Annotated in this window: 24 protein-coding genes and 3 pseudogenes; 15 read left to right on the top strand and 12 right to left on the bottom strand. The window is 69.2% G+C overall.

Annotated elements, in window-relative coordinates:
• Nucleotides 1–6 precede the first annotated feature (6 nt).
• Nucleotides 7–696, bottom strand: coding sequence for an SDR family oxidoreductase (locus tag E1294_RS17735; RefSeq protein ID WP_246083082.1), 690 nt, complete (start codon nucleotides 694–696; stop codon nucleotides 7–9).
• Nucleotides 697–864: 168 nt separating this feature from the next.
• On the opposite strand from E1294_RS17735, the gene E1294_RS17730 reads away from it, so the two are divergent.
• Nucleotides 865–1,701, top strand: coding sequence for a helix-turn-helix transcriptional regulator (locus E1294_RS17730; RefSeq protein ID WP_132509633.1), 837 nt, complete (start codon nucleotides 865–867; stop codon nucleotides 1,699–1,701).
• 25 nt (nucleotides 1,702–1,726) lie between these two features.
• Here E1294_RS17730 and E1294_RS17725 read toward each other — a convergent pair whose 3' ends face one another.
• Both E1294_RS17725 and E1294_RS17720 read right to left on the bottom strand, forming a co-directional pair.
• A complete protein-coding gene (locus E1294_RS17725) occupies nucleotides 1,727–2,812 on the bottom strand; it encodes an amidohydrolase family protein (protein ID WP_132509632.1) in 1,086 nt (361 codons plus the stop codon).
• A gap of 115 nt (nucleotides 2,813–2,927) precedes the next feature.
• Nucleotides 2,928–4,148, bottom strand: coding sequence for an MFS transporter (locus E1294_RS17720; protein ID WP_132509631.1), 1,221 nt, complete (start codon nucleotides 4,146–4,148; stop codon nucleotides 2,928–2,930).
• 948 nt (nucleotides 4,149–5,096) lie between these two features.
• On the opposite strand from E1294_RS17720, the gene E1294_RS17715 reads away from it, so the two are divergent.
• Nucleotides 5,097–6,251: a helix-turn-helix domain-containing protein gene (locus E1294_RS17715; protein WP_246083081.1), complete on the top strand. Its 1,155-nt coding sequence runs from the start codon at nucleotides 5,097–5,099 to the stop codon at nucleotides 6,249–6,251.
• A gap of 96 nt (nucleotides 6,252–6,347) precedes the next feature.
• Nucleotides 6,348–6,587 (top strand): annotated as a pseudogene (locus tag E1294_RS57225) (transposase); the annotation flags it as partial.
• Between the two features lie 155 nt (nucleotides 6,588–6,742).
• On the opposite strand, the pseudogene E1294_RS55855 reads toward E1294_RS57225, so the two are convergent.
• From E1294_RS55855 to E1294_RS17700, 3 genes and pseudogenes are all read right to left on the bottom strand, one after another.
• A pseudogene (locus tag E1294_RS55855) lies at nucleotides 6,743–7,030 on the bottom strand (transposase); the annotation flags it as partial.
• Nucleotides 6,993–7,304 carry a type 1 glutamine amidotransferase family protein gene (locus E1294_RS17705; protein ID WP_220447795.1) on the bottom strand — a complete coding sequence of 104 codons (312 nt, stop codon included), beginning with the start codon at nucleotides 7,302–7,304 and terminating at the stop codon, nucleotides 6,993–6,995. The pseudogene E1294_RS55855 and the gene E1294_RS17705, both read right to left, overlap by 38 nt.
• Nucleotides 7,305–7,506: 202 nt before the next feature.
• On the bottom strand, nucleotides 7,507–8,703 hold the full coding sequence (locus E1294_RS17700) for an ROK family transcriptional regulator (protein ID WP_165977346.1): 1,197 nt from the start codon (nucleotides 8,701–8,703) through the stop codon (nucleotides 7,507–7,509).
• A gap of 174 nt (nucleotides 8,704–8,877) precedes the next feature.
• Here E1294_RS17700 and E1294_RS52765 point away from each other — a divergent pair, with 174 nt between their 5' ends.
• Both E1294_RS52765 and E1294_RS17695 read left to right on the top strand, forming a co-directional pair.
• The gene (locus tag E1294_RS52765) at nucleotides 8,878–9,843 is read left to right on the top strand and encodes a glycoside hydrolase family 5 protein (protein ID WP_165977345.1); all 966 of its coding nucleotides are present in this window, start codon (nucleotides 8,878–8,880) and stop codon (nucleotides 9,841–9,843) included.
• 8 nt (nucleotides 9,844–9,851) lie between these two features.
• On the top strand, nucleotides 9,852–10,718 hold the full coding sequence (locus E1294_RS17695) for an NAD-dependent epimerase/dehydratase family protein (protein WP_165977344.1): 867 nt from the start codon (nucleotides 9,852–9,854) through the stop codon (nucleotides 10,716–10,718).
• A 23-nt stretch (nucleotides 10,719–10,741) separates the two neighbouring features.
• Here the strand turns inward: E1294_RS17695 and E1294_RS17690 are convergent, their stop codons facing one another.
• Entirely contained in the window at nucleotides 10,742–11,647 is a 906-nt protein-coding gene (locus tag E1294_RS17690; RefSeq protein ID WP_165977343.1) for a dihydrodipicolinate synthase family protein, read from the bottom strand.
• Nucleotides 11,644–12,753, bottom strand: coding sequence for a mandelate racemase/muconate lactonizing enzyme family protein (locus E1294_RS17685; protein ID WP_132509626.1), 1,110 nt, complete (start codon nucleotides 12,751–12,753; stop codon nucleotides 11,644–11,646). The genes E1294_RS17690 and E1294_RS17685 overlap by 4 nt, the downstream gene beginning before the upstream one ends.
• Nucleotides 12,754–12,970: 217 nt before the next feature.
• On the opposite strand from E1294_RS17685, the gene E1294_RS17680 reads away from it, so the two are divergent.
• The 9 genes from E1294_RS17680 to E1294_RS57220 all read left to right on the top strand — a co-directional run bounded on the left by E1294_RS17680 (nucleotide 12,971) and on the right by E1294_RS57220 (nucleotide 22,988).
• The gene (locus E1294_RS17680; RefSeq protein WP_132509625.1) at nucleotides 12,971–14,536 is read left to right on the top strand and encodes an ABC transporter substrate-binding protein; all 1,566 of its coding nucleotides are present in this window, start codon (nucleotides 12,971–12,973) and stop codon (nucleotides 14,534–14,536) included.
• A gap of 3 nt (nucleotides 14,537–14,539) precedes the next feature.
• Nucleotides 14,540–15,493, top strand: a complete 954-nt coding sequence (locus tag E1294_RS17675; RefSeq protein WP_132509624.1) for an ABC transporter permease — start codon at nucleotides 14,540–14,542, stop codon at nucleotides 15,491–15,493.
• Entirely contained in the window at nucleotides 15,490–16,302 is an 813-nt protein-coding gene (locus E1294_RS17670) for an ABC transporter permease (RefSeq protein ID WP_132509623.1), read from the top strand. The genes E1294_RS17675 and E1294_RS17670 overlap by 4 nt, the downstream gene beginning before the upstream one ends.
• 15 nt (nucleotides 16,303–16,317) lie before the next feature.
• Complete coding sequence (locus E1294_RS17665; RefSeq protein ID WP_132509622.1) at nucleotides 16,318–18,408, top strand: dipeptide ABC transporter ATP-binding protein; 2,091 nt, start codon at nucleotides 16,318–16,320, stop codon at nucleotides 18,406–18,408.
• Nucleotides 18,405–19,547, top strand: a complete 1,143-nt coding sequence (locus tag E1294_RS17660) for a mandelate racemase/muconate lactonizing enzyme family protein (protein ID WP_132509621.1) — start codon at nucleotides 18,405–18,407, stop codon at nucleotides 19,545–19,547. The genes E1294_RS17665 and E1294_RS17660 overlap by 4 nt, the downstream gene beginning before the upstream one ends.
• Nucleotides 19,548–19,552: 5 nt before the next feature.
• A complete protein-coding gene (locus E1294_RS17655; protein ID WP_132509620.1) occupies nucleotides 19,553–20,170 on the top strand; it encodes a bifunctional 4-hydroxy-2-oxoglutarate aldolase/2-dehydro-3-deoxy-phosphogluconate aldolase in 618 nt (205 codons plus the stop codon).
• A 17-nt stretch (nucleotides 20,171–20,187) separates the two neighbouring features.
• Entirely contained in the window at nucleotides 20,188–21,609 is a 1,422-nt protein-coding gene (locus tag E1294_RS17650; RefSeq protein ID WP_165977342.1) for an aldehyde dehydrogenase family protein, read from the top strand.
• Complete coding sequence (locus tag E1294_RS17645; protein WP_132509618.1) at nucleotides 21,606–22,463, top strand: SMP-30/gluconolactonase/LRE family protein; 858 nt, start codon at nucleotides 21,606–21,608, stop codon at nucleotides 22,461–22,463. Before E1294_RS17650 ends, E1294_RS17645 begins: the two co-directional genes overlap by 4 nt.
• Nucleotides 22,464–22,856: 393 nt before the next feature.
• On the top strand, nucleotides 22,857–22,988 hold the full coding sequence (locus tag E1294_RS57220; RefSeq protein WP_281284447.1) for a hypothetical protein: 132 nt from the start codon (nucleotides 22,857–22,859) through the stop codon (nucleotides 22,986–22,988).
• A gap of 106 nt (nucleotides 22,989–23,094) precedes the next feature.
• On the opposite strand, the gene E1294_RS17635 is transcribed toward E1294_RS57220, so the two are convergent.
• Entirely contained in the window at nucleotides 23,095–23,484 is a 390-nt protein-coding gene (locus tag E1294_RS17635) for a RidA family protein (RefSeq protein WP_132509617.1), read from the bottom strand.
• A gap of 72 nt (nucleotides 23,485–23,556) precedes the next feature.
• Here E1294_RS17635 and E1294_RS17630 point away from each other — a divergent pair.
• Nucleotides 23,557–23,685: pseudogene (locus tag E1294_RS17630) on the top strand (helix-turn-helix domain-containing protein); the annotation flags it as partial.
• 13 nt (nucleotides 23,686–23,698) lie between these two features.
• Here E1294_RS17630 and E1294_RS17625 read toward each other — a convergent pair.
• The 3 genes from E1294_RS17625 to E1294_RS17615 are packed head-to-tail and all read right to left on the bottom strand — an operon-like array spanning nucleotide 23,699 to nucleotide 25,278.
• Nucleotides 23,699–24,091: a YbaB/EbfC family nucleoid-associated protein gene (locus tag E1294_RS17625; protein WP_132509616.1), complete on the bottom strand. Its 393-nt coding sequence runs from the start codon at nucleotides 24,089–24,091 to the stop codon at nucleotides 23,699–23,701.
• A 21-nt stretch (nucleotides 24,092–24,112) separates the two neighbouring features.
• Nucleotides 24,113–24,976, bottom strand: coding sequence for a hypothetical protein (locus E1294_RS17620; RefSeq protein ID WP_132509615.1), 864 nt, complete (start codon nucleotides 24,974–24,976; stop codon nucleotides 24,113–24,115).
• Nucleotides 24,967–25,278 (bottom strand): hypothetical protein, encoded by a 312-nt coding sequence (locus E1294_RS17615; RefSeq protein ID WP_132509614.1) that lies wholly within the window; start codon nucleotides 25,276–25,278, stop codon nucleotides 24,967–24,969. The genes E1294_RS17620 and E1294_RS17615 overlap by 10 nt, the downstream gene beginning before the upstream one ends.
• Nucleotides 25,279–25,643: the final 365 nt, after the last annotated feature.

Raw genomic sequence — 25,643 nt, 5'->3', positions numbered from 1 at the left:
GTGCTCCTACCAGGGGACGGGTCCGTTGCGGTCGAAGAAGCCGCCCGTCGGCCCTTCGCGGTCCAACGTAGCCATCTGGATGACTGATTCGGCGGCCTGCTCGACGGTGTGCATGCCCGTGTGCCGGTTCATGTCGGTGGCCGGATTGCCCGGATCGGCGGCGTTGATCTTGAAGCCAGGCAGCGCGCGGGCGTACTGGGAGACGATCATGTTAAGTGCGGTCTTAGACGAGGCGTAGTCCAGGCTCAGGAAGCCGGACTCGGGACGCGTAGGGTCGGAGGCGTGGGTCAGGGAGGCGAGGCTGCTGGAGACCATGACAATGCGGGGATGGTTCGATTCGCGCAGGAGCGGCAGGAACGCGTGGGTGACCCGTACTGGGCCGAACACGTTGGCTTCGTACAGGACCCGCAGCAGGTCCGCGCCCACGTCGGCGGGATCCAGCAGCGGGCCGCCGACTCCGGCGTTGTTGACCAGTACGTCAAGACGGCCCGTTCTTCGGGCCACCGTCTTGGCCGCAGCTGCGACGGAGTCATCGGAGGTCACGTCAAGCTGTATGAATTCGACGTCGAGCGCCTCCGCCGCCCGCGTGCCACGTTCCCGGTCGCGGGCGGCTAGAAACACCCACCAGCCCCGTTCCGACAGGCGACGTACCGTCTCCCTGCCCAGCCCTTTGTTCGCTCCGGTGACCAGCGCCACCGTCTTCGTATCCGCTGCCGGTGTGTCTGCCGGCACCGGCTCAGCGCCGTTGGTGTCCGTTGTCATGATCTGATCGTCGGGGAACGCGCCCGCCTCTCACCAGGGCCGTCTTGGCCTGGGACTGGCCGTACCACCCGGCGTGGTCGATCGATGCGGCAGGATCGAGGGGTGAATCGCACCGAGCTCGCCGCCGTACTCCGCCAGGCCCGCTCCCGCCTGCGACCGCAGGACGTCGGCCTGCCGTCGGGCACCCGCCGCCAGGTGCGCGGCCTGCGCCGGGAGGAGGTGGCCATGCTCGCGGGGCTGAGCGTCGATTACGTCGTCCGGCTGGAGCAGGGGCGCGGCGCGCGGCCGTCCGCACAGGTCGTCGCGGCGCTGGCGCAGGCTTTGCGGCTCGACGACGACGACCGAGAGCTGGTGTTCCGCCTGGCCGGCCACGAGCCGCCACAGCCCGGCCGTATCGAAATGGTCGTACGGCCGAGCGTGTTGCGGCTGCTGGACCGCATGGCGGATCTGCCGGTGCTAGTGCTGTCGGCCAAGGGCGACGTGCTGGCCTGGAACCCGCTGGCCGCGGCGCTGCAGGGCGACATGTCCGCCTGGCCCCGGCATCGGCGCAACCTCGTCTGGCAGCGCTTCCTCGGTAGCAGCCGCTGCCAGATCGCCGCGAATCCGGGCGAAGACGAGGCCGCTGCCCGCGCCGCCGTCGGCACCCTGCGTGCCGCCCAGGCCCGTTACCCGCGTGACGCCGACCTCGCCCGGATGATCAGCGAGCTGCGCCACAGCAGTCCCCGGTTCGAGGAGCTCTGGAGGGAGGGGCGTTTCACGGCCTGGCGTGCCGCAACCAAGACCATCCGCCATCCCCGGCTCGGCGCGATCACGCTCGACTGCGACACTCTCCTGCTTCCCGACACTGATCAGACCGTAGTCGTGTACTCCGCCGAACCGGGAAGCCCGCAGGCCACGGCGCTCGACATGCTCAGGGTGACCGGGTTGCAGCAGTTGTGAGGTCTCCTGCCCGAGACGGCCCTGCTTACCGAGTGGTATTACCTGCCGCCGGAGACTGCTCGATGCCACCGCACCAGATGCGACGGATATCCCGGGTAGCGCGAATGTCGGCAAGCGGGTCGCCGTCGATGAGGACCAGGTCGGCGCGCATCCCCGGCTCGACGGCACCGCGGTCGGTCAGGCCGAAGGCCCGGGCTGCCAGATGGGTGGCCGCGCGGAGCGCTTGCACGGTGCTCAGCCCGGAGTCCACCAGGAGTTCGAGCTCGTGGTGCAGGCTTGCGCCGGCCTCGGGCTGGAACGGCACGGCGGCGGTGTCGTTCGTGTCGGTGCCGGCCACGATACGCCCCCCTGCCTGGTGCAGCAGGCCCACGCTGCGGCGGGCGCCGGCGAATCCATCCGGGCGGCCGGCCGCTGCCGCGATGCCTTCCATCATGGCCAGGGTGGGAATCACGGTGCGGCCACTGGCTGCGATCCTGGCCACGACCTGCGGATCCAGCGGTGGGCCGAGCGGGACGTGAGTGATGATGTCCGCGCCGGCATCGAGGGCCATGATGACGGCCTCCTGCGACACGGCGTGCACCACAACCCGCATGGTGTGGGCGTGTGCCGCGTCGACCAGGGCTGTCATGGAGCGCTGGTCCGGGCCGCCCTCTCCCGGATCAGCAATGATCTTGATGTACTCGCAGCCTTCGGCCAGGCGGGCCGCGACAAACGGCTTGGCCTGCTCGGGATGGGTCACGATGGCGTCGGACGGCATCGTCGGGATACGCGCGTGGAGGCCACCTGAGCCGATCGCCGGGGTACCCGCGCTGCGCAGATCGCTCCCACCCGATGTCTCACGCAGCGCGGCCAGCCGCTGCGGTGGGTAGGTCCCCATGTCCAGGGCGGTGGTGACGCCGTACGAGCAGAGCTTTTCCAGCGTGTTGTGACCGCTGAGGTGGACGTGCGCGTCGATCAGTCCGGGCAGCAGCACACCATTGCCTGCATCGACGACCTCAGCGTCGGCGGCGTCGGTGCCGATCACGCCGCCGTCGATAACGACCGTGCGCGGCTCGGACAGCTGTCGTCCGTCGAAGATCCGCGCGCCGGCGATGGCGATCCGATCAGTCATAGCTCTTCCATACCTTTCTTCATGGGCCTGAGCTGGTCCTCCGTGAGATCAGCAGGCTTCCGTGTGTCTGGGGTGCGGCTGTCGCGGGGGTGCCCGGGGGCGGGCGTGCCGTTTCTCAGTGGTTGCCCTGCGCCTCGTCGCGACCTGTTGGGTAATGAGCACCGTCTGTCTCCGGCGCACGGTCATTGCTCAACGTGCGGTCCGAACGCGCGCGGAACGACCACCACAGCGCACACAGTGCCAACAGCCCGGTGGCGAACGCGGCGTAGCCGATGCCGGTAGGGCCGGCCAGGCTGTAGCCGAGCGCGCCGACGAGGCCGGCCGTGCTGATGCCGAGATAGATGGTGCTCTGGTGCAGGCCGAGCACAATGGGCGCCGCGTCGGGCGCCGCCGCGGCGAGGCGCAGCTGCTGCGGGACGTTGACCATCCAATGCAGCATCGCCCAGAGGCCGACACACAGCAGCGCGAGTGGCATGGTGACCGCCGCCAGCGGGACCACCATGACGGCGACGGTGAGAAGGGGCGCGACCACCACGATCGTGCGCTCCGGACCATAGCGATCCGCCAGCCGCCCCGCGAGCAGGTTACCGGCCACAGCACCGACGCCGAAGCCCAGCAACGCCACGAACTGGCGACCAGGGTCGCCCCCGGTCGCAGGCAACAGCACCTCGTCGATGAAGTTGTACACCGTCCAGCTCGCGGTCAGGCACAGCCAGGTCGCCAGCAGGGTGGCCAGCACCCGCCGATCCCGCAGCGGCGCCAGCCGATCCCTGAGCGCGACCGCGGGTGCCCCATCGAGCGCCGGCAGCAGCAGGATTCCGGCCATCGGCAGCGTCGCGGCGACTACGAGCAGGCCGAGTACCAGTCGCCAGCTCGTCGTGCTGCCCAGCCACGCGCCGATCGGGAGACCCAGGACGATGGCGGCCGTCAAGCCACCAACGACGAACGCCACGGCGCGCCCCTGCCGGTCTCCAGCGACCAGGCGGCGCGTGACCGCGAGCGCGTTGGCGGTGTAGACACCAGCACCCATGCCGGCGACCACGCGCCCGGCAACCGCACCCGGGAAGTCCACCGCTGCCGAGGTCAGGCCATTGCCCACGGCGAACACGGCCAGCGCGACGAGCAGCACCTGCCGCGGCGGCCGGTGCCCGACCAGCGCGGTGAGCAATGGTCCGCCCAGTGCGTACGCGAGCGAGTACACCACGATCAACTGCCCGGCGACGGCGCGGCCGGCGTCCAGGTCCATACCGATGTCCCCGAGCATGGGCGCGATGACGAACGTCGAGACCCCGACGGTGAAGTTACCGCAGGCAAGCGTGAACAGCTTCGCGTTCATGCGGGTCCTTTCCGCGACACGGCTGGACCCCGTTCGGAACAGGTGAGGACCTCAGTCGTGTCGTAGCCGGGTGTGCTCGGCCGGATGGTGGTCGTGACCGGGTAGCAGGCATGGCAGGGGTCCGGGTCCCCGCGAACGGGACGCAGTCATACGGCGGCGGTCTCGTCATGGGCGAGCCTCCAAGCTGAGGTCAGATGGTGGTGGAAATGGACTGCGTCCAGGGGGCGTCGAGCCGGCTGCTGCGCTCCGTCGACAAGGGCAGCGCCCCACAGAGCCGCGGCCAAGCAGAGTCGGCGTGGTGGCGGTCAGCATCAGGCAGACGACGTCGAGTGCGATGCCGATCGCACGGCCAGCGTCGCGGTCACCGGCTTGCCGGCCGATCACGGCCCTCGCCCCTCAGGACCGCGATTCGCGCAAGGTTTCCCGTGCTTTGCGACGCGGCTCCTCCCAAGCCTCGGGGACGTCGGCATCCTGCTCCATCCCTCATCTGCGCTGGACTATCAGGAGCAACCCCCTCAATCGGGGGATTGCTGAGGGAAGCCTCCGCGAACGGCGAAACTCACGCGTTCGAGCAGGCCGTGGACCTGGTGCCAGCGTTCCAGCGTGGTCTGGGCGCGGGGCCGGAACCTGTCAAGCCTGGTGAGACGTCAGGCCACTTGCGTGCTTTGTAGCGAGGTGCCGCTTTCGGGTGTCGCGGGTGGCTGGTTAATCCACACCTTGGTCAGCAGCGGTGGCGGGTAGGCCCGGCGGCCGTGGAACCGTTCCGGATGCGCCGGAAGCCGTGTGGAGGGTGGCGATCCGGCGGGCCTGGATGTGCACGCGGTGCCGTCATGCACGGAGGCGGGCGTGTGCATCGCGATCCCAGAATGATGATGCTCGTGATTGTGGTCGATCGTCGATGGACGACCCCCTCAATCGAGGGGTTGGCAGGAGGAACAGGAGGCAGGCATGCTGATCTGCATTCAGCCGCTGTATGTGACCCAGCACCAGGGAGGCGTGATGACCCGCTCGCAGCGCTACGCCGAGATCGTGTCGGCTGCCGAGCGCTCGGCGGACGCTCTGGAACTGTTCGGCCATGCCTCGGCCAGGTTGCGGCGGGTGGTGCCGTTCGATGGTGCCGTGTGGTCGGCCACCGATCCGGAAACAGGCCTGGTCACCGCACCCATGCAGGTGGAGAACCTCGGCTCCGCCGAACGGTGCGCTGTTTACTGGGAGAGCGAACTGCTGGAGGAGAACGTCCTGCCGTTCCGTGACCTGGCCCACGCTGCCGTGCCGGTGGGCGCCCTGCGTGCCGCCACCGGTGACTCGCCCGCGCGCAGCGCTCGTTTCCGCCGCCTGCTCGGTGACCAGGGTGTGGATGACGAGCTGCGCGCCGTTCTGCGCACCGGCGGTCGACCCTGGGGGTCCGTGAGCTTGTTTCGTCTGCGGGGCGCGCCCCCGTTCGGGCCGGATGAGATCGCGCTGCTCGCCGGGCTGTCCGGGCCACTCGCTGAGCTGCTGTGCCGCTTTGCGGCGCAAGGCGGGCCGGACGACGGCCGCGGCGCCAGCGCGCCCGGTTTACTGCTGTTCGACGAGCATGGTGAGGCCACGTCGATCAACGAGGAGGCGCGAGGGTATCTTGCGCTGCTGCCGGACGGTCCGTCCACACCATCGTCGCTCGGGCTGAGACTGCCCATCTGGTTGACCAGCACGGCCCTTCAAGCGCGGGCCATCGCCCAGGAGCGCGACCACGGCAACGCCCGTATTCGCCTGCGGACACGCGATGGGCGATGGCTGACCTGCCGTGCCTCCTGCCTGAGCGGTCCCTCGGGACCGACGGGAGGGCCGGTGGTGCTCGTCATCGAGCCCGCCGCGCCCGCAGACCTGGCGGGCATCGTCGCCCAGGCGCACGGGTTGACGCCCCGCGAGTTCGAAGTTGCTCGGCTCGTGGCACGTGGTCAGCCCACTGCCGACATCGCGGCGGTCCTGTTCATCTCGCCGCACACCGTCCGCGGCCATCTCAAGGCGATCTTCAGCAAGATGGCGGTCTCCAGCCGCGGTGAGCTCATCGCACGGCTGTTCGCCGAAGAGCACCGGCCACCGGATGTCACTGGCGGACCCTGAACAAACGATTCTCGTCCTTCAAGCCATCGAAGAGGGCTGCCCTGCCCCCAACCTTCCGGCCTGCGGACCCGAGTTGGGTTCGTCTCGGAAGGACAGGTGTGGGTGGCAGGAAAGAGGAAGAGTTTCTCCCCGGAGTTCCGCGAGACCGCGGCCCGCGAGGTGGTGGATAACTCCCGGCCAATCGCGGATGTAGCGCGTGAGATCGGCGTGCACGATACGACGTTGGGTAATTGGGTCAGGGCGTACCGCAAGAAGCACGCCGCCGACGCGGTGCCGCTTGAGCTGTCCGATCGGGCACGCTTGCAGGAGTTGGAGTGCGAGAACCGCGAGATGCGCCAGAAGATCGCCTTTCTGGAAAAGTTGCGGAACACTTTGCGTCGGAGCAGCGGTGAGCGACAAGTACGCGTTCATCGCCGCCGAGTATGCCGCCCGCAAGGCCGCCGGTACGGCCGATGGAAACGCCGGGGCTGGCCAGGCCGCCATTTAGCGAAGAAAGCCGAGGCCGCTTTGAGGATCTCGTTGGCGCGCCGCAACTCTGCGTTCTCGTCCCTCAGCCGCTTGATCTCCTCCGCCTCAGCCGTGGTGGTCCCGGACCGTTGCCCCGCGTTGATCTCGGCCCGGCGCACCCAACTGCGCACCGTCTCCGCCGTTCCGATGCCCTACTTCGCCGCGACCGCCTTCATCGCGGCCCGTTCAGTCGGGTAGTTCGGCCGGACCTCCGCAACCATGCGCACCGTACGCTCACGAAGCTCGGGAGGGTAAGGGGATGGACGTGCCATGACTCCATCGAACCCCGACCTGTTCCGGCACCGAGGCGACGCTGACCGTGTCGGCGCCGACGATGTCATCCACGCCGTACCGGGTGCGCAGCGCGAACCCAGGCGCGCCCGGCCCGTACGCACGGATCCGACACATCCGCAGGTCATACCACGGGTTGGCGAGGTCGGGCTGCGGCGTCCCGAAGACCGTGGCGGGGATGCTCACCTCGTACAGGTCCCAGAAAGCGACCCCGATTTCTTCGGGCACGACCAGAGCGACAGAACCAGCGCTCACGGCCGTCATTTCAATGGCAGACCTTCTGAGCGCCCTGCGCGGACGACTTCCGCACTGGGTGCCGATCACGCTCGAGACCACGCAGGGGAGCACCATCCACGCGGGCCGGGTGGGCGCATCCTCTTGAGGCGTGGCTTCGGTCTCAGGTCGGCAGGCCGCGCAGGCCGGGTCTACCGCACGCACCGGTGCGGCCTGGTGGTGCTCAGCCGATGAGTGCGAAGGGATCGGCGTAGAAGCGTTCCAGCACGCAGGTGGCGGCGGCGACGACGGGAGCGTCGTCGTCGAGAGTGCTCGGTTTGATCAGCTGGTCAGCGTCGAAGTCGCGCCGCATCCACCGCCGTGCCTCTCTGCGGATCTCGGTGATGTGGTCGGGGACCAGTAGAGGTGTGCCGAAGACGATGATCTGGTCGGGGGCGAGCAGATCATGCACGATCGCGACGGCCTCGCCGATCGCGCGTGCGCGGTCGCGCAACAGGTAGTCGGCCAAGGAGTCACCGCGCCGGGCGCGCTCGGCGAGGTCATGGACGGACCGCTCCTCGGTGAGCACCCCTTCGCGCAGTGCCCGGCTGATGATGGCGCGATCGCCGGCGACCGACATCAGACAGCCACCGCGGCCGCATTCGCACGGCAGTTGTGCGGGACGGGAGAGCGGGAGATGGGCGATATGCCCCGCACCCTCGTTCTGGCCGTGGTGGAGCTCGCGGTCGATGACGATGCCGGCGCCGATCACGTTGCCGATGTACAGGTGCACGAAGTCCCGCACGCCGGGATCGACCCCGAACCACATCTCTGCCCGGCACAGGGCACGTTGGGTCGCATCGACGACGAGCAGGCCGGGGAAGCGACCCGCCGCGAGCGCTGGGATGTCGACGTCGGTCCAGCCGAGCATGTCGTGATCGCGGATGCGCCCTGAGGCGGCGTCCACCCTGCCTACCGTGGTGAAGCCGGTGCCGATGATCTGCGCCGACGTAGTTGGGACGAGGCCGGCCACACGTTCGGCGGCCTCTCCGACCACGGTTGCGGGGTCGAGCTCGCCCCCGTGCGGGATGCGTATTTTGTCACCCACCGGCCGACCGCGCAGGTCCACCAGGCCGACGGTGGTACGCCGCAGACCGACGTGGATGCCCACGGCGTGGAAGCGCGCGGAGGCGAGGTCGAGCGGCACCCGCGGCCGGCCCGCGTCTCCTGATGTGAGGGCGGGCAACTCCTGGAGAAGCCCCGCCCGGGTCAGCTCCGCGGTGATGCGGGTGGTCGTGCCCGAGCTCATCGAGAGTCGTTCGGCGAGATCGACGCGCGGGGCGGGCCCCTCTTTGAGCAGGGCTCGCAAGAGCGCGGCCACATTGTGTCTGCGCACGTCGTACGTCGCCGCAGCCCGGGAGGGCACGCTCGGGCTCCGCATGGCATCAACCCTCTCGTCGACCGCCTTCATATTTTCTGTTTGCTTGAATTAAACCCCTGGAGGTCGGGGGCTGCAACGACTGCACCGTTGCCTGGGCAATCGTATCAGGGGCTGGTCTTGGCGATTAACTTCTGTTAGAAGTTTATATCTCAGACCTCATCAGGGAGGAACGGCATGACCGATGAGAGCACGCCCTCGCGGCGTTCGATCCTGCTCGGCGGCGCGGCCGTGGTGGGCGCCGCAGGTCTCGACCTGCTGTCCGCGCCCGCCGCGGCGGCCACCCCACGGTGGCGCAGAGGGCGCTTTCCCGGCGACCCGGGCCCGGGCAAACTGGTGTACGGATCTTCCATGGGGCCGCAGCAGACGGTGCCCGACTTCGAGAAGGGCCTTGGCACCACGCTGGGGTGCCACCGGAGCTACTTCAAGTATGTCAACGGGGAGCAGTGGCGCGACATGCGGCGCGTCGCCATGGACGACATCAAGCACCATCGCATTCCTGTCATCTCCACCAAGCTGCCGGGCCCCTGGCAGGAGGTGGCCGACGGCAAGCACGACGTCTGGCTGAAGGACGTGGCCAGGGCGCTGGGCAGCGTACCGGGCCCGGTGTGGTTCTGCCTGCACCACGAGCCGCGCGGTGAGCAGACGCCCGGGGCCTACCGCGCGATGTACCAGCACGCCGCCCCGATCCTGCACCAGTTCAAGAACATCGCCGTGACCCCCATCCTCAACGGCTGGATCTGGCAGGGCGGCGACGACGTCGAGGCGTGGCACATTCCCGAGGCCGATCTCATCGGCGTCGACGACTACAACCCCTGGTGGACCTACGACACCACAGAAGCCGAATATCGTCCGTGGAAGACCCCGGAGACGATCTGGGGCGAGCCCATCGCCACCTGCCTCGAATGGGGTAAGCCGCTGTTCGTGGCCGAGTACGGCGTGCGCACCGCCTACCAGGAGCCGGGCAAGTCCGCCGCCTGGCTGGCGCACGCCTACGAGTACGCGCTGCAGCAGGGCCTGGTCGCGCTGTCGTACTTCAACTCGGGCGTGGAGTCCCCCAACGGCACCTGGGTGCTGGACGGCGAGCGGCTCGACGCCTACAAGAAGCTCGCCCACCGCCCCGAATCCGTCCATCCCGTGTGAGGACCACCGTGATCGAGCAGCAGAACGCCGTCGTCGTCACCGGCTCGTCCGGGCGGCTCGGCCGGGCGGTGGTCGAGCACCTGCTGGCGACGGGTGTTCCGGTGGTGGGCATCGACCTTGAGGGGCCCCCCGCGCCCGGCTTTCGCGTGCACACCATGGCGATCCGGGACCCCGGCGCGCTGCGGCCGGTTTTCCGGGGCGCCCGCGCCGTCATCCACCTCGCCGCCATGCCCAACCCGCGCGCCGGTCCCGGGCACACGATTTACACCGTCAACACCACGGCGACCTACGCCGTGCTCGATGCCGCCCTCGCGGAGGGCGTGCCCCGTGTGGTGACGGCATCCAGCGGCGCGGTGCTCGGGATCTCCTCGGGTCCGCGCGAGCTGTCCCCGCTCTACGCCCCGGTCGACGAGGAGCACCCGGTACGTCCACAGGACGGCTACGCCCTGTCCAAGCAGGCCGACGAGGCCGCCTGCGCGATGTTCCATCGAAGCACCGGCCTGTCCGTGGCGGCGCTGCGCTTCCCCGCGATCGGAACCCCCGAGCTGTTGCGGGAGCGCGTTCGCCGCGAGCGTGCGGAGCCGGGGTTCCTGCGCCGTGGGCTGTGGGCCTACGTCGAGGTGCGCGATCTGGCACGGGCCTTCGCCGCCGCCGTAACCGCGGAGGGCATCGGATGGGAGGTGTTCGCGGTGGCGGCGGCCGACACCCTCAGCGAGATACCGACCGAGGAGTTGCTGCGCCGCCACCACCCGGGCACGGCCCTCCGGGGCTCGCTGCCCGGCTGCGCCTCGGTATGGGACGTCAGCAAGGCGGGCAGGATGCTCGGCTGGCAACCGGGGTACACCTGGCGGGAGGCGGAACACGTACCGGTGTGAGGCGACGGGCGGCGGCGATCGATTCAGGGCGCCGTCGCCCTGAGCGCGAACTCACCGATGAACCGGTCGACCTCGGCCACGTCCGGTGTCTCCGGACCGGGCGACCGGCAGGTGGGGGCATCGATGAGGCCGCGGCGCCAGGCGATGGCCTTGCCCATCGCGAGTGACCGGCCCGGCTGCGGCCACCACTCCTCCAGCCAGGCGGCGAGTCTGGCGTGCAGGGTGCGGGCGGTGTCGCGTTCCCCCGCGTCCCACAGGCGCAGGATGCGTACGTAGAGATCGACGAAGCCGCCACCGGGTTGCACTCCCACCGCGCCTGCCTCCAGCGCCTCGGGAAGGTCGATGCCGGCGTTGCCGGCCAGGCACGGGACGCCGTGCCTGGTGAGTGCGCGGATGTACGCACCGGGAGAGCGGCATTCGACCTTCACCGCGGCCAGGTTGGGATGGTGGGAGCGCAGCTTCGTGAGGTCTTCTGGGGTGAGCCGGGTGCCGGTGGCGCGCGGCACGAACTGCACGATCACCGGCATCGGCCCGGCCGCCTGCAGCACTGCGGCCAGATGGTCGAGAACCATCTGACGCGCAGGGGAGCCGAAGTGGGGCGGCAGCACATTGATCGCGCCCGCGCCGAGGTCGGCGCACCGCCGGACCTGCCTGACGGCATGATGCGTGGCGTGCTCGGCCACGGAGGCGATCATGAGCCGTCCCGGTGGTACGGTCCCGGCCAGGTCGGCCAGCAGGTGCAGCCGCTCCTCGTCGTTCAGCGCGAAATACTCGGAGGCGAAGCCGGGGAACATGACAGAGCCGACGCCCAGCTCCCAGGTGTGCCTGCTCACCCGGCCGAAGGAGCGGCGGTCGAGTGAACCGTCGACGCCGAAAGGGGTGGGCAGCACGGGGCTGACGCCCCGGATCGTCGCATGACCTGCGCTCACGCCGATTCCGTGAGGAAGTCGAGCCCAGGGGTGAGGCCGGCGCCGAGGCCGGGAGCCATGGACAGGGGCAGGCTCGCCCCCATCACGGTCTCCGGCGGCGTGACCACCGCGGCGCGGTCCACGTCCTCGCCGTACATGAGCTCCACCAGCGTGAAGTCAGGGTGGATGGTCGCCAGGTGCGCGCACACGGCGGTGCTGATCGGGCCGCAGGGATTGTGGTAGGTCACGTCCACTCCTGTGGCCTGTTGAGCCAGGCGCGCCAGCGGGGTCAGTCCGGAGGTGTACTTGGGGTCGAGCAGCAGCACCCTCAGGTGCCCGGTGGACAGAGCCGCGGCGAGCTGCTCGGCGCTGTGGATGGTCTCCCCGCCGGCGATGGGCGCCTTGGCGAGGGCAGCCAGCCAGCGCATGGCCTCGGGGTCGGTGACGTCCACGGCGTCCTCCAGCCAGGCGACGCCGAGGTCGTCCAGGCGTGGGACGGCCGCGGCGAGCTCCTCCCTGGAGAGCTTGTGATGCACGTCGATCATCAGCTCGGCGGCCTCGCCGATGGCCTCTCGCACGGCCTGAGCGATCGCGAGCCCGGTGTCCACGATGGACCAGCCCGGCAGCGGGGGCCCGTCGAAGGGAGCCACCTTGATCTTGCCATGGCCGTCGGCGACCGCGGCGGCGGCCTTGATGGCGAAGTCCCGGGGCCGGCGCCTGCCGCCGCTGCGGTTGATGTTGGCGTAGACCGGAACGCTCTCCCGCTGCTCGCCTCCGAGCCAGCGCCACAGCGGCACTCCTCGCGCCTGCGCGGCGATGTCGGCCAGGGCCATGTCGAGGCCGCCGATGACGGTGCGCCGTAGGAAGCGGGTGCGGGGGTCGCCGTGCAGCGCGCACTCGCGGCGCAGTTGGTCGCAGAGGTCCTGCCCACCGGCCACCGCGTCGGTCCCGAGCACTCGGGAGGCCAGCCGTGCGACCGTCTCCGGCACCTGTTCCGGCCACCCGCTGTCGGAGCACTCTCCCGTTCCCACCAGACCGTCCTCGGTCTCGATTTCGAGGAACATCCACGTCGATCTCTGTGTCGCGCGGAAGCGGCGCAAGCGAAGGTCGGTGATCCGCAGGCTCATACGGGCTCCTCATCGAGGCAGGCTATAAATTTCAGCCAGAAGATAATAGCCTCCGGCCCAGCGCGTCAATGGCGGCCCTCCCAGGAGCCTCCATGGGGCGAATGCCTTGACGCCGACGTTGCCCACAGATTAACTTCTGTTAGGAATTAACTAGTTGAGCAGCTAGAAAGCTCAGCCGAACGGCCTGGCCCGCCGACGCGCAACGGAGGATTCCACCATGAGCAACCATCCCGGCCAAGTGCCGCGACGAGACTTCCTGCGCTGGAGTATGGCAGGTATGGCGTTGCTGGGCACGGGCGTCAGCGGCTGCACCTCCGCCGTCGAACGCGAAGCCAGGAACAAGGGCGCCAGGGCGGGCTCTCGGGGCGGCCGGCTCGTCATCGCACAGGGCACGGACATCATCCCCAAGACCGTGGTCAACCAGTCCGCCCAGAACGCCACGTGGCGCAGGCAGGTCTTCAACAGCCTGATCCGCCTGGACAGGAAGACCCACGAGATCCTCCCGGAGTTGGCCACCGCATGGGAGACGAGCGACGGGGGCCGCGTGATCACCTTGACTCTGCGCGACGGCGTTACCTGGCACTCCGGTCGTCCCTTCACCGCCGACGACGTGCGCTTCTCCATGGAGTTTCAGCGCGATATGCAGCCGCCGTTCGCCTTCGCCTGGCTGCTCAAGCGGCTGGCCGAAGTGAAGGCGGTGGACCCCAGGACGGCCCGGCTGGCTTTCGACGAGCCGGTGAACAACCTCTTCGATGCGCTGTCCCTGATGATCCTCCTGGATCGGGAGTCGGCCAAGGAGCTCATGACCGGCGCCAAGGTGATCGGCACCGGCCCGTTCACCTTCGGCGAGTACCGGCAGGGCACCAGCCTGCAGCTCGACCGCTACGCGAAGTACTGGGAATCCGGCAGGCCAGATCTGGACGGCGTTCTGGTGCGGGTGATCACCAAACCTGAGGCCCGCATGTCCGCACTGCGCTCCGGCCAGGTGCACCTGGCTACAGGGGTCGGCCCTATGGAACTCAAGCAGGTGGAGGCCGACCGGAAATTCACCGTTACCCCCTACGACACCTACAGCTCCGGCGTCTACCTCGGCTGCAACGTCAACGCGGACCCGCTGAAGGACAAGCGGGTACGGCAGGCGATCCACTACGCGCTGGACCGCCGCAGGATCAGCGACGAGATCTACCGTGGCAAGGCCACCCCGAACGCCACCACGTGGTCGGCCGGCAGCCCCGCCTACAACCAGCGGCTCGCCGACCACTACGCCCGCGATCTGCCCCGCGCCCGGAGGATGCTCGAGGAATCCGGAGTCGGGGGTGCCGAGCTGGTGTTGGAGTCGGCGCAGGCGGTGAGCAAGGCCGCGGAGATCGTCGAGTTCAACCTGCGCGAGGCCGGGCTGCGACCACAGCTGCGCGTGCTCAACGCCACCCAGCAGCAGGAGCGCATCGAGAACCGTACCTTCGAGGGCATGTTCATGGGCCAGCACGGCTACACCAACCTCTCCCCCGCCAACCTCCTCTACAGCGCCATGCCGTACCGAACCACCCAGAACCTGTTCAATTTCGCATCGGAGCAGTACGAGAGGCTCGCCGCAGCCACTCTGAGCGCAGCGGGGAAGGACGAGCAGCGTGCGGCCTACGACGCCGTCACCGCGTTCGTCCTGGACGAGGCGTTCTGCTGCGATCTCGTGCACGCCACTCCCACCGCCGTCACCACCGGCGTCTCGAACTGGGACTATTCCGTCTGGGACGACGTGCTCCTGGGCAACTCCACGGTGATCTGACACGTGCTGTCCTACTTCATCCGCCGCCTTCCGACCGCGGCGCTCACCGTCATCCTGACCTCCGTCGTCGTCTTCCTGTTGGTCGGCCTGCTGCCCGGCAGCCCCGCTTCGGTCATCCTCGGTGAGCAGGCCGATCCTGCCGCTGTCGCCGCCCTGGAAGAGCGCATGGGCCTGGACCGGCCTCTGCTGTGGCAGTACACCGACTGGGCCCGCGGCCTCATCACCGGAGACCTCGGCGCCTCCTACGTCTCCGGCGCGCCGATCGCCGAGACCCTCGGAGTGGCGGCGGGCGCTACCGTGGAGCTGGCGCTGGCCAGCCTGGTCGTCACGGCCGTCACCGGGGCGGCGTTCGGCATCGCCGCGGCCACCGTACGACGGCGGGTGCCGCAGGCCCTGCTTCGCGGCGCCAGCGCGCTGATCTTCGGCGTGCCCGAGTACGTCCTGGGAATCCTGCTCATCCTGGCGTTCGCGATCACCGTCCGGTTACTGCCCGCGGGTGGCCGCGAGCCGCTGCTCGCCGACCCGGGGATCGGCATCCAGTACCTCGCCATGCCCGCCATCGCACTGGGCCTGCACTCGGGCGTGGTCGTGGGCCGGTTCCTGGAGACCGAGCTACGCGGGCAACTGGAGGAGGAGTACCTCGACACCGCGCACGCCAAGGGCGTCTCCGCCCGCCGGGTGTTGTGGAGGCATGCGTTGCCCAACGCGCTGCCGCCGGTCATCACGGTGCTGGGCGTGCGCGTCGGGCACCTGCTCGGCGGCGCGGTGGTCATCGAGGCGGTGTTCGCCTGGCCCGGACTCGGCCAGGTGCTGGCGAACGCGGTCGCGAACCACGACTATCTGATCATCCAGGACCTGGTGGTCTACTTCGTCGTCGTCTTCATCGCCGTGCAACTGGTCAGTGACCTGATCCATGCGTCCCTCGACCCGCGCGTCAGGCTGGACGGTGAAGCATGAGAACACCCCGGGCGCTGCGCTCTCCCGGCGGTGCGGCGGGAGCCGCGACCGTCCTGGTCCTGGTCGCCGCCGGCCTGCTCGCGCCATGGCTCAGCCCGTACGCGCCCGATTTCCAGCAGACGGGCGCGGTCCTGCGGGGGCCGTCCGCCGGACACTGGTTCGGCACCGACGACCTCGGCAGGGACGTGCTCTCGCGGCTGCTGTACGGCATCCGGCAAGATGTGATCATCATCGTCCTGGCGGTGCCGCTCAGCAAAGCGATCGGCATCGCCATCGGGTTGCTCGCGACCACGCACAAAGCCGCCGACGTGCTCGTTCAGCGAGTGCTCGACCTCAAGCTCGCCTTCCCCACGGTGATCCTGGGCGCGGCACTGGCCGCGTTCCTCGGCCCCGGCTTCTCCACCGTGCTGATCGTCATCGTGATCAGTGGCATCCCCGTCACCGCCCGGCTGACCCGGACCGCCGTGCTCACCGAGCGCGAGCGAGGCTACGTCACAGGTGCCCGGGTCGTGGGAGCCTCGCGCACCGCGATCCTGGTGACGCACATCCTGCCGAACGCGGTCGACGCGCTCGTGGTCAACTTCGTGATGTCCGCGGCCGGCGCCGTGTTCCTGGAAGGCGCGCTCAGCCTGCTGGGCTTCGGCATACAGCCGCCCGCCCCATCGCTCGGCGGCATGATCGAGAAGGGCCTGCCGTACCTCGCGGAGCAACATTGGGGCGTGCTCGCGCCCATCGCCGTGCTCACCGGGCTGGTCATCGGACTCAACCTGCTCGGCGACGCACTCAACGCGGCCCTGCGCCGCGGATGACCCGGAAAGGCGCACATGGACGGCAACCAGCACACCGGCGGCACGTCACCGCTGCTTCAGGTGCGCGACCTGACGGTCGAGTTCCCGGGGCGGGAGGGCGGCGTGCAGGCCGTACGCGGGGTGGGCTTCGACGTCCATCCCGGCGAGTCGCTCGCCATCGTCGGCGAGTCGGGCTCCGGCAAGTCGGTGACGGCCAGAAGCGTGCTGCGGCTCGTACGCGACCCGGGCCGGATCACCTCCGGCTCCATCCGCTACCGGGGGCGTGACGTCCTCGACATGTCCAGAGCCGAGCTCACCCGGCTGCGCGGCGGCGAAATCGGCATGATCTTCCAGGACCCCCAATCCTCGCTCAATCCGGTCATGACCATCGGAGCACAGGTCGCGGAGGCCGTACGCGCACACGGCCACGACCGCCGCCGCGCCCGGGCCAGAGCCGCCGAACTGCTGGAGCTCGTCGGGGTGCCCGACCCTGTACGGCGGCTGTCCGACTATCCCCACCAGTTCTCCGGCGGCATGCGCCAGCGCGTCATGATCGCCATAGCCCTGGCCGGCGACCCCTCGCTCATCATCGCCGACGAGCCCACCACCGCACTGGACGTCACCGTGCAGGCCCAGATCCTGGAGGTGTTCGCGCGGCTGAACAAGGAACTGGGCACCGCCGTCGCCGTCATCACGCACAACCTCGGCCTGGTGGCCCGGCTAAGCGACCGGGTCCTGGTCATGTACGCGGGCCAGGTCGTCGAGGAGGGCCCGGTAGCCACCTTGCACGACGCGCCGCGGCATCCGTACGCATGGAGCCTGCTCAGATCGGTCCCCCGGCTCACCCACCACTCCGACCGGCTGGCATCCATCCCAGGCCGGCCGCCGGACCTGCGCCGTTCCCTGAGCGGCTGTGCCTTCGCGCCGCGCTGCGCGTTCGCGGAGGACCGCTGCCACGCCACGGCCCCGTCGCTGACGGAGCGTGCCCCCGGCCACCGCGCGGCCTGCTGGGTCACGGACGATGGGCTGCGACTGACCGTCGCCGAGCAGCCGGCCACAGACGCCGAACCCGATATTTCCGCCCAGGCGGAACCCGGCCGGCCCACCCCCGCGCGGTCGTCTCCGGCGCCCGGGCCCGCCGCCGACGTTCTAGTCCTGCGCGACGTGCACAAGAGCTACCGGCTGCGTGGACGTGGGCTCGGGCCGCGCGCCAAAGGGGAGCTCAGGGCGGTACGCGGCGTGAGCCTGCGGCTGCGCGCCGGCGAGACCCTCGGGCTGGTCGGTGAGTCCGGCTGCGGCAAGTCCACGCTCACGCGGATACTTCTCGGCCTGGAGAAAGCCGACTCCGGCTCCGTGCTGGTCCAGAACCACGATCTGACGGCGACCGGCGGCCGCCGGCTGACGGAGCTGCGCCGGCAGGTGCAACTCGTCCTCCAGGACCCCTACGCCGCACTCAACCCGCGGCACACCATCGGGCGGCTGGTGGCAGAGCCGCTGCGCATCCACGGCCTGGCAGAACCCGGCCAGGCCGGGCGCAGAGTGGCGGAGCTGCTGGAACTCGTCGGACTCGACGCGTCCATGACGGCTCGCCTGCCGCGTGACTTCTCCGGCGGCCAGCGCCAGCGCATCGCCCTGGCCAGGGCGCTGGCCGTGGGCCCGTCGGTGCTGGTGCTGGACGAGCCCGTCTCCGCGCTGGACGTCTCCCTACAGGCCCAGATCGTCAACCTGCTGCTCGACCTGAAGGACCGCCTCGGCATCGCGTACCTGCTCGTCGCCCACGACATCGCCGTCGTCCGGCACATGAGCGACCGCATCGCCGTGATGTACCTGGGACAGATCATGGAAGAGGGACCGGCTGAGGAGGTGTGCGCCCGGCCGCTGCACCCCTACACGGCCGCGCTGTTGTCCGCGGTGCCCGAGCCCGATCCCGCGGTCGAGCGGCGGCGAAGCCACGTGCCACTGCCCGGGGAGGTGCCCAGCCCGCTCTCGCCGCCCTCCGGCTGTCCCTTCCACACGCGATGCGCCCTGCGGGCGGGACGGGACATCTGCCGCGTGGCGCGGCCGGTCGCGCGCGAGATCGCACCGGGCCGCCGGACGGCGTGTCACTTCAGTGAGGAGATGGCGTGAAGATCAGCGATGTCCGAGCAGCGCCGGTGCGGGGCGGGCGGCGTACCTATCTGTTCGTGCTGGTGGACACCGACGAAGGCGTGCTCGGCATCGGCGAATCGGGGCTGGCCAGTCGCGGGGCGGCGGTGTGCGGGGCGCTCGACCACCTCAGGCCGCTCCTGATCGGGCAGGACCCGCTGCGCACGGAGCATCTGTGGCAGGTGATGTCGCGTGGTGGCTTCTTTCCCGCCGACCGGGTGGGAGCCTCGGCGATCGCGGCGGTCGACCTCGCGCTGTGGGACATCAAAGGCAAGGCGCTCGGCGTCCCCGTGCACGTCCTGCTGGGCGGCCGGGTCCGCGACCGCGTCCCGTGCTACACGCACGTACGACCCGAGAAAGACGGGCCCGCTGAGGTCGCGCGAGCCTGCATGGCGCTGCGGGAGGCGGGGTGGCGGGCGTTGCGGCTGGCACTGCCCGCATCAGGGGAGACGTTCGAGCCGCGCTCGGCGGTACGCATGGGCGTCGAGTGTTTCTCGGCGGCCAGGGAGGCGGTGGGCGAGGACGTCGACCTGATCCTCGACGTGCACACCCGTCTCGACCCGCCCGAGGCGGTGCTGCTCTGCCGTGAGCTGGAACCGCTACGCCCGCTGTTCGTCGAGGACCCGCTGCGGTGCGAGAACCTCGGCGCCTACCGCACGCTGCGTGAGCGCACGGCCGTGCCGCTGGCGGCCGGCGAGCAGTTGGCCTCGAAATGGGATTTCCGGCCACTGATCGAGGACAGGCTGATCGACTACGCCAGGATCGACCTGTGCATCGCGGGCGGGCTCACCGAGGCCACGAAGATCGCCGGCTGGTGTGAGACGCACTACCTCCGCGTGGCCGTGCACAATCCCCTCGGCCCGGTGGCCACCGCCGCGGCCGTCCACTTCAACCTGGCGTGCACCGCATTCGGTGTCCAGGAGCAGCCCTACCATCCCGCCGACCTGCTGCCCGAGGTGTTCCCCATGGCACCGGAGTTGCGGGAAGGGAGCCTGCTGCCGCTGGAGAAGCCGGGCCTGGGTCTGGCGATCGACCTCGACGCGCTGGCCGCCGCCCGTACCACTACCTGGAACGAGCCACCCCGCCTGTCCCGAAACGACGGCTCCTTCACGAACTGGTGAGAGGCATGGAATTCCCCGACCTTCTGATCATTTACCGTGGGCTGGGCACGGACGACGTCCTCGCCGCCGGCGACACCCTCCACGCCGCAGGCGTGACCGCGTTCGAGACGACCATGGACAGCCCGGATGCCCTCGCCTCGATCGCCGGACTGGCACGCCGCCTCGGCGGCGGCGCGCTGGTCGGCGCGGGCAGTGTTCGCACGCCCGACCAGGTCAAGGCGGCAGCGGACGCGGGCGCCTCGTTCCTGCTCTCACCTCACCTGGACCAGGCGGTGATCGCGACGACGAAGGCGGCCGGGCTGATCTCGATACCGGGAGCGTTCACGCCGACCGAGGTCGTCCAGGCGCACGCCGCAGGCGCCGACGTCGTCAAGATCTTCCCCATCGCCCCCGTCGGCGCCTCGTACCTCGGCCAGCTTCGCCAGCCACTGCCCGATATTCCGCTGCTGGCCACCGGAGGAGTCACCGCCGAGCTCGGCAGGCAGTGCCTGCTGACCGGCTGCGCGACGGTCGGGGTCGGGGTCGGGCTGATCGACGCGGACGCCATCAGAGACAAGAACTGGAAGCGGCTGGCGGACAGCGCACGCCGCTACCTGACCGTGCTCCGCGGGGAGGCCGAATAATGCAGGAAGGACCGATCATGCACCAGGACATCCCGGGGGTGCGGCTGAGCGGCCGGCCCCGTGCCGGTGACGGGCCCCGCTTCGAGGTGCTGGAGCCGGCGACCGGCCGGCGGATCCGGCACGTCGCCGCGGGCACCGGCCGCGACGCCGGACACGCCGTGGACCTCGCCGCCGCGGCCCTGGAGGGATGGCGTGCCACTCCGGCCCCGCAGCGGGGCGCGGCGCTGCGCGCGATCGCCGGGCGGCTGCGCACCGCCCATGATCTTGCCGAGACCGTCACTCGCGAGACCGGCAAGTGCCTTCGCGAAGCGCGCGCCGAGCTCGCCCTGGCCGCGGACTACTTCGACTGGTACGCCGACCTCACGCACACCCTCACCGACCAGGTGCTCTCCGTACGCCTCGGCATGCGGCACCTCGTCCGCTCCGGGCCGGTGGGCGTGGCCGCCGTCCTGACGCCGTGGAACTTCCCCGTCTCCATTCCCGCGCGCAAGATCGCCCCCGCCCTGGCAGCCGGTTGCGCCGTGGTCTTCAAGCCCTCCGAACTGTCCCTGCTGTCCAGCCTCGCCTTCACCGAGACCTGCGAGGCCGAACTCCCCGACGGGCTGCTGAACACGGTGGCCGGGGACGGGGCCGAGATCACCGGTGCCTGGCTGGACGACCGCCGTGTGCGTCTCCTGCATTTCACCGGCTCCACCACCGTTGGCCGCACCATCGCGCAGGCCGCCGGGGCGGCCCTTACGCCCGTGGTGATGGAACTCGGCGGGCGGGCGCCGTTCATCGTGCTGCCCGACGCCGATCTCGATGAGGCCGCGGACACGCTGATGGTGGCGAAGTTCCGCAACAACGGGGCCTCGTGCATCGCCGCGAACAACGTGTGGGTCCACGAGGACGTACGCGCGGATTTCCTGGATCGCCTTGCCCAACGGATCTCAACGCTGGTTCCCGGTGACCCGCTGGATGAGCGCACGACCCTCGGCCCCGTACGCACTCGCGAGATGGCCGCGCGCCTGGAGAACCTGATCGCCGCGCCGGCCTCGGCGGGCGCCAGGGTGCACCGCGGCCCACGGCCCGAGGCCGGCGGCTGGCACGTCGCACCGACCGTGGTCGTCGACCCGCCCACGGACACGCCCGAATGGCGGGAGGAGGTCTTCGGCCCTGTCGCCCTGGTCCGCTCCTTCACCGACCTGAAGGAGCCGATCGCCGACGCCTCGTCCACCGGACATGGACTGGCCGGTTACGTCTGCACCCGCGACGCCGCCGTCGGCACGGAACTGCTCGCCCGCCTCGATGTGGGCATCGCGGGTGTCAACGTGGCCACCCCCGCCACCCCGGAGATTCCCTTCGGCGGCCGCGGCGACAGCGGTATCGGCTACGAGGGCGGGCTGCCCGGTCTGCTGCCCTTCCTGGCCCATCAGAGCATCGCGGTGCCTCGCCCGTGATCGCCGGCCTGATGCTCGACGCGCGGGCGACGGTGGCGGAGAGCCCTGTCTGGGACCCGGAACGGCAGCGGCTGTGGTGGGCCGACATCCCGGCCGGCCGGGTGCACCTCTTCTCTCCTGCGACCGGTGAGGACATGAGCTTCGAGGCGGGCGAGGCGGTCGGTGCCGTGGCCGTCCGCCGCGACGGTGGCCTGCTGCTGGCCACGGCCACCGGGATCATCGGCTGCGCCGCCGACGGCTCAGCGCGCACGGTCCTGCACGAGGTGGACACCGATCCGCCCGGCGGACGATTCAACGATGGCAAGGCCGACCCCTGGGGACGCTTCTGGGCCGGAACCCTACTCACCGGTATCCGGGGCGCGGGCGCGCTCTATCGCCTCGACCCCGACGGCACGCTCCACACCATGCTGACCGGTGTCTCCGTCTCCAACGGCCTCGGCTGGAGCCCTGACGGGCGCACCTTCTACTACGCGGACTCCCCCACGGGCGGCGTGGACACCTTCGACCACGATCCGGAGACCGGGGCCCTCACCAACCGGCGCCGCCTGATCGACATCGACCGCGGTCGCCCGGACGGGCTGACCACCGACGCCGAGGGATGCCTGTGGGTGGCATTGTGGGAGGGCGGGGCCGTCCAGCGATTCACACCGGAAGGCCGGCTCGTCAAGACCATCGAAATCCCGGCACGCAAGGTGACCAGCTGCTCCTTCGGTGGTCTCGATCTCGACACGCTCTACGTGACCACCGCCCGCGTGGGCCTGTCCGAAGCGGAACTGCGGGAGCAGCCGCACGCCGGAGGGATCTTCGCGATAGCGGCCGGAACCCGAGGGCAACCCTCCGGAGCGTACGCCTAAGAGCCAGGCGTGGCCACCCGGTATGACAAGCTCGCCGTCCGCTACGAAGCCGTCGTCACCATCGCTGCGATCAACGAGTGGCTCAACGCCTTATGAAACACGGCCTAGGTGATCGTTGGTCTCGACATCGCGTTCCTTAGCAGTGCACCCTGTCGAGGGCCGTGGCCTGTTGAGCCTCTTGCCGCGGTGATCGTTGGCCAGGACGGTGATATAGCCCTTGTGCTCGTCCGCGTGATGCCGGCAGGCGCTCCCTTCTCACAGGTGATCAGCGACAGTACGGCAAGGTGTGCGTCGAGCACCTGGAACTCCACCCAGGTCAACCCATCGCCAAATGTCCTTCTGCCATAGAGGATTCATATCGAATGTCATCCGGCTGTAGCAAGCCTGAACTAGATGCAGGTCAGACCGATTGGCGGACTTCCTGCTCGCAAGCTCCTGGACGGCGGGGTGACGGTGATGGCGATGATTCTGGTGACCGACGCCGAGTACGGCGAGCTCGACATCGAGCGTGACCTGATCGGCTGATCCCGTCCACTCCCGCAAGAAGAGCAATGCCGACACGGCCTTCGGCGGCATCAAGCGCCGATCGAAGGCCGCGATCGGTGGTTCCTTTGCGATGGATATCTCAGGCTCACGTCGTGGCGCGCCGCGCGTAAACTTCAATCTCGATCTTCATCCGAGGGTCGGAAAGCCCGCACACGAGCATCGTGGCGGCGGGCCGGACCTCGCCGAAGTATCGGCGGAGAACCGGCCAGCACGGCTCGAAGTCGGCCCGGTCCGGCAGCAGATAGCGCACCCGTACGACGTCGGCGAAGCCGCACCCCGCCTCGGCCAGCGCTGCCGCGATGTTGCGCAGGCACTGCTCAACCTGCTCCACCACGTCGTCGGAGATCGTCATCGTGGTGTAGTCGAACCCGGTCGTCCCCGACACATGGACCCGATCGCCGTCCACCACGGCGCGGGCATAGCCGATCTGCTCCTCGAACGTCGAGCCGCTGAGGATCACCTGTCGCTCTGTCATGTGCTGGACCTTAAGAGAGGAGCACCTATACGTCCAAGACGCCCATAGGCATCACCTGATAGCTCTAGGCGTATGGACCGCCCCGAGTTGCCGCTGCCACAGCTGCACGCCTTCGTCGTGCTCGCCGAGGAACTGCACTTCGGCCACGCCGCCGTACGCCTGGGCATCGCCCAACCGCCGCTGAGCCAGCAGATCCGCCGCCAAAGATCGCCGGCTAACCGAGAAGTCGGCGGGCCGCTTCCTCCACGCGTTCTCGCACCAAGGAAGCGCCCAGCGGTTTCGGCATGGCCTGAGTGTGGGGGAGGTTGCTCAGGACGTCTCGTGTCTGCTGCTCCGCGGCCCGCTGGGCCTCCTGCACCGCCATCGTCACGTGCCGTCCGAGGGCTGTCGTGTCGAGGCGCATGGCGCGGGGGTCGAGCTTCAGCGAAATGATGGCGCCGTGCCCATCGGACGTGGCCGTCACCAGGCCGTCGGCGCTCGTGCCAACGCCTGTGACGGCGCCGATCCTGGTCTGGGCCTCCTGGAGCTCTCGCATCGCCTTCGCCGCCTGTGCCAAGATCTGCTCCAGCTGTTCTTGATCATCTTGAGGCGTGGGCGGCGGCCGCATGATGACTCCAACAAGGTGAGATCAATTGTGGCCTCTTCTGTTTCGCAAACTCTCTGCCCGCTCTCTCAACGCATCCGCCTGCTGCCAATGTCGCTGTGCTGCCTCGCCGCTTATGCCCTGAGCCGCATCGGCCGCGAGATCGTCTTCGTCACGCGCGAGCTCTTCGACCTCTTGCAGCTCGTAGTTCGTGTTCAAATACTGTGTTTCGATCTCCCTCTCCGCTGCTCTCTCCTCGTTTCCGGATGTCTTTCCGAACCAGCCCCTGCCAGCCATCATCGTCATGTGCGAGTCGCGTTCGGACGCCGTCTCGATACGCCGGCGGCTCCCGGGGACGCTCCCGGCGAATTGGGGGCGCGGGTCCAGATGCGGCAAGTTCTCGCGGAGTTCCCGAAGATACTCGGCCACCCGGCGTTTGAGGGCACGGCCGATCGCCCCCTCGGAGCCGTCTTTCGCCTCGCGTGCGACCTGCTGGACGATGCGGTGCATGGCGCGGATTCTCAGCTCCACGTAGGCCCTGCTCAGAGGGTGCGGGTTGAGCAGGTGAGCCGCGATCAGCACCGTGGTGGCCGCGGCCACCGAGCCGATGACCAGTTTCGATCCGCTGATCACTCCGGCGACACCGTCGAGGGAGACGGGGATGAGGTTCATCGCGGTCGTCGCCAGTGCGCCGGTCTGCGAAACCTGCTCCCACGTACCGGCTAGGGCAGTAGACGCCTCACCCTGGTAATTCTGCTGGGCCTGCTCCATCGTGGCGTTCGACTCGGCGACCGGACCCTGGATCCCCTCCAGAACGGTCCTCAGCGTGTTCGCGTTCGCCAGGTAATCCTGCTCGTCGGGCGGCCAGTAGCCGGGGTCGATCACCCAGGAAGGGAGCATCATGCCCATGATTCACCCCGCAGCTCCAGATGTTCGCCGCTCGCCGCTTCCGCAGCCTCTGTGGAGGAAGCCACGAGTCGCAAGCCATCACCGGTCGCGGCCATCACGTGGCTGAGTGCGGCTCGCATCTCGCTCGCCTCTGTGAGGCTCTCGGCGAGTGCGGAGAGAAAGCCTGCGAGCAGACCGTCATCGCCTATGGCGCCGCTTTCCGTCAGCCCCTGCAGCGCGGCGTCGAAGTCCTCGCCGAGGATAACCATTCGGGAAGCAGCTTCGCGTACGGCCTCCCGGGCGATCTCCAAACTCTCTGTCATGCCCGCACATTGTAACCGGACTCCAGCTGAAAGCGATCAGGGGCAGGTACACCCAGACCGAAACAACGGTGGTCGATCATGTCGTTGACACCACCTCCGTCAAGAGGGATCGACGCGTGGCCGAAGTCACGAGGGCCCTCCAACCCGGTCCTTCGCTGAACTGTGGTTGTCATGTCTCGTGAGGTCGGGTGATAGCGAAGTCGGTGGCGCCATGCCGTCCTCCGACGGCTCGGATACTGAGGCTTTTTCAACCTGATCGCGCTGGTCAGCAGGGGCAGCGCCGGGGCGAGTTGGCATGAGAAGAGGCTCCCGGTAAGACAGCAGTCGACCAAGATCCGATGCCTCTACCGGAGAGCCTCGTTGCT

It is taken from the genome of Nonomuraea diastatica (assembly GCF_004349015.1).
Classification (GTDB): Bacteria; Actinomycetota; Actinomycetes; order Streptosporangiales; family Streptosporangiaceae; genus Nonomuraea; species Nonomuraea diastatica.
This window is presented reverse-complemented; position numbering and strand designations above follow the sequence as displayed.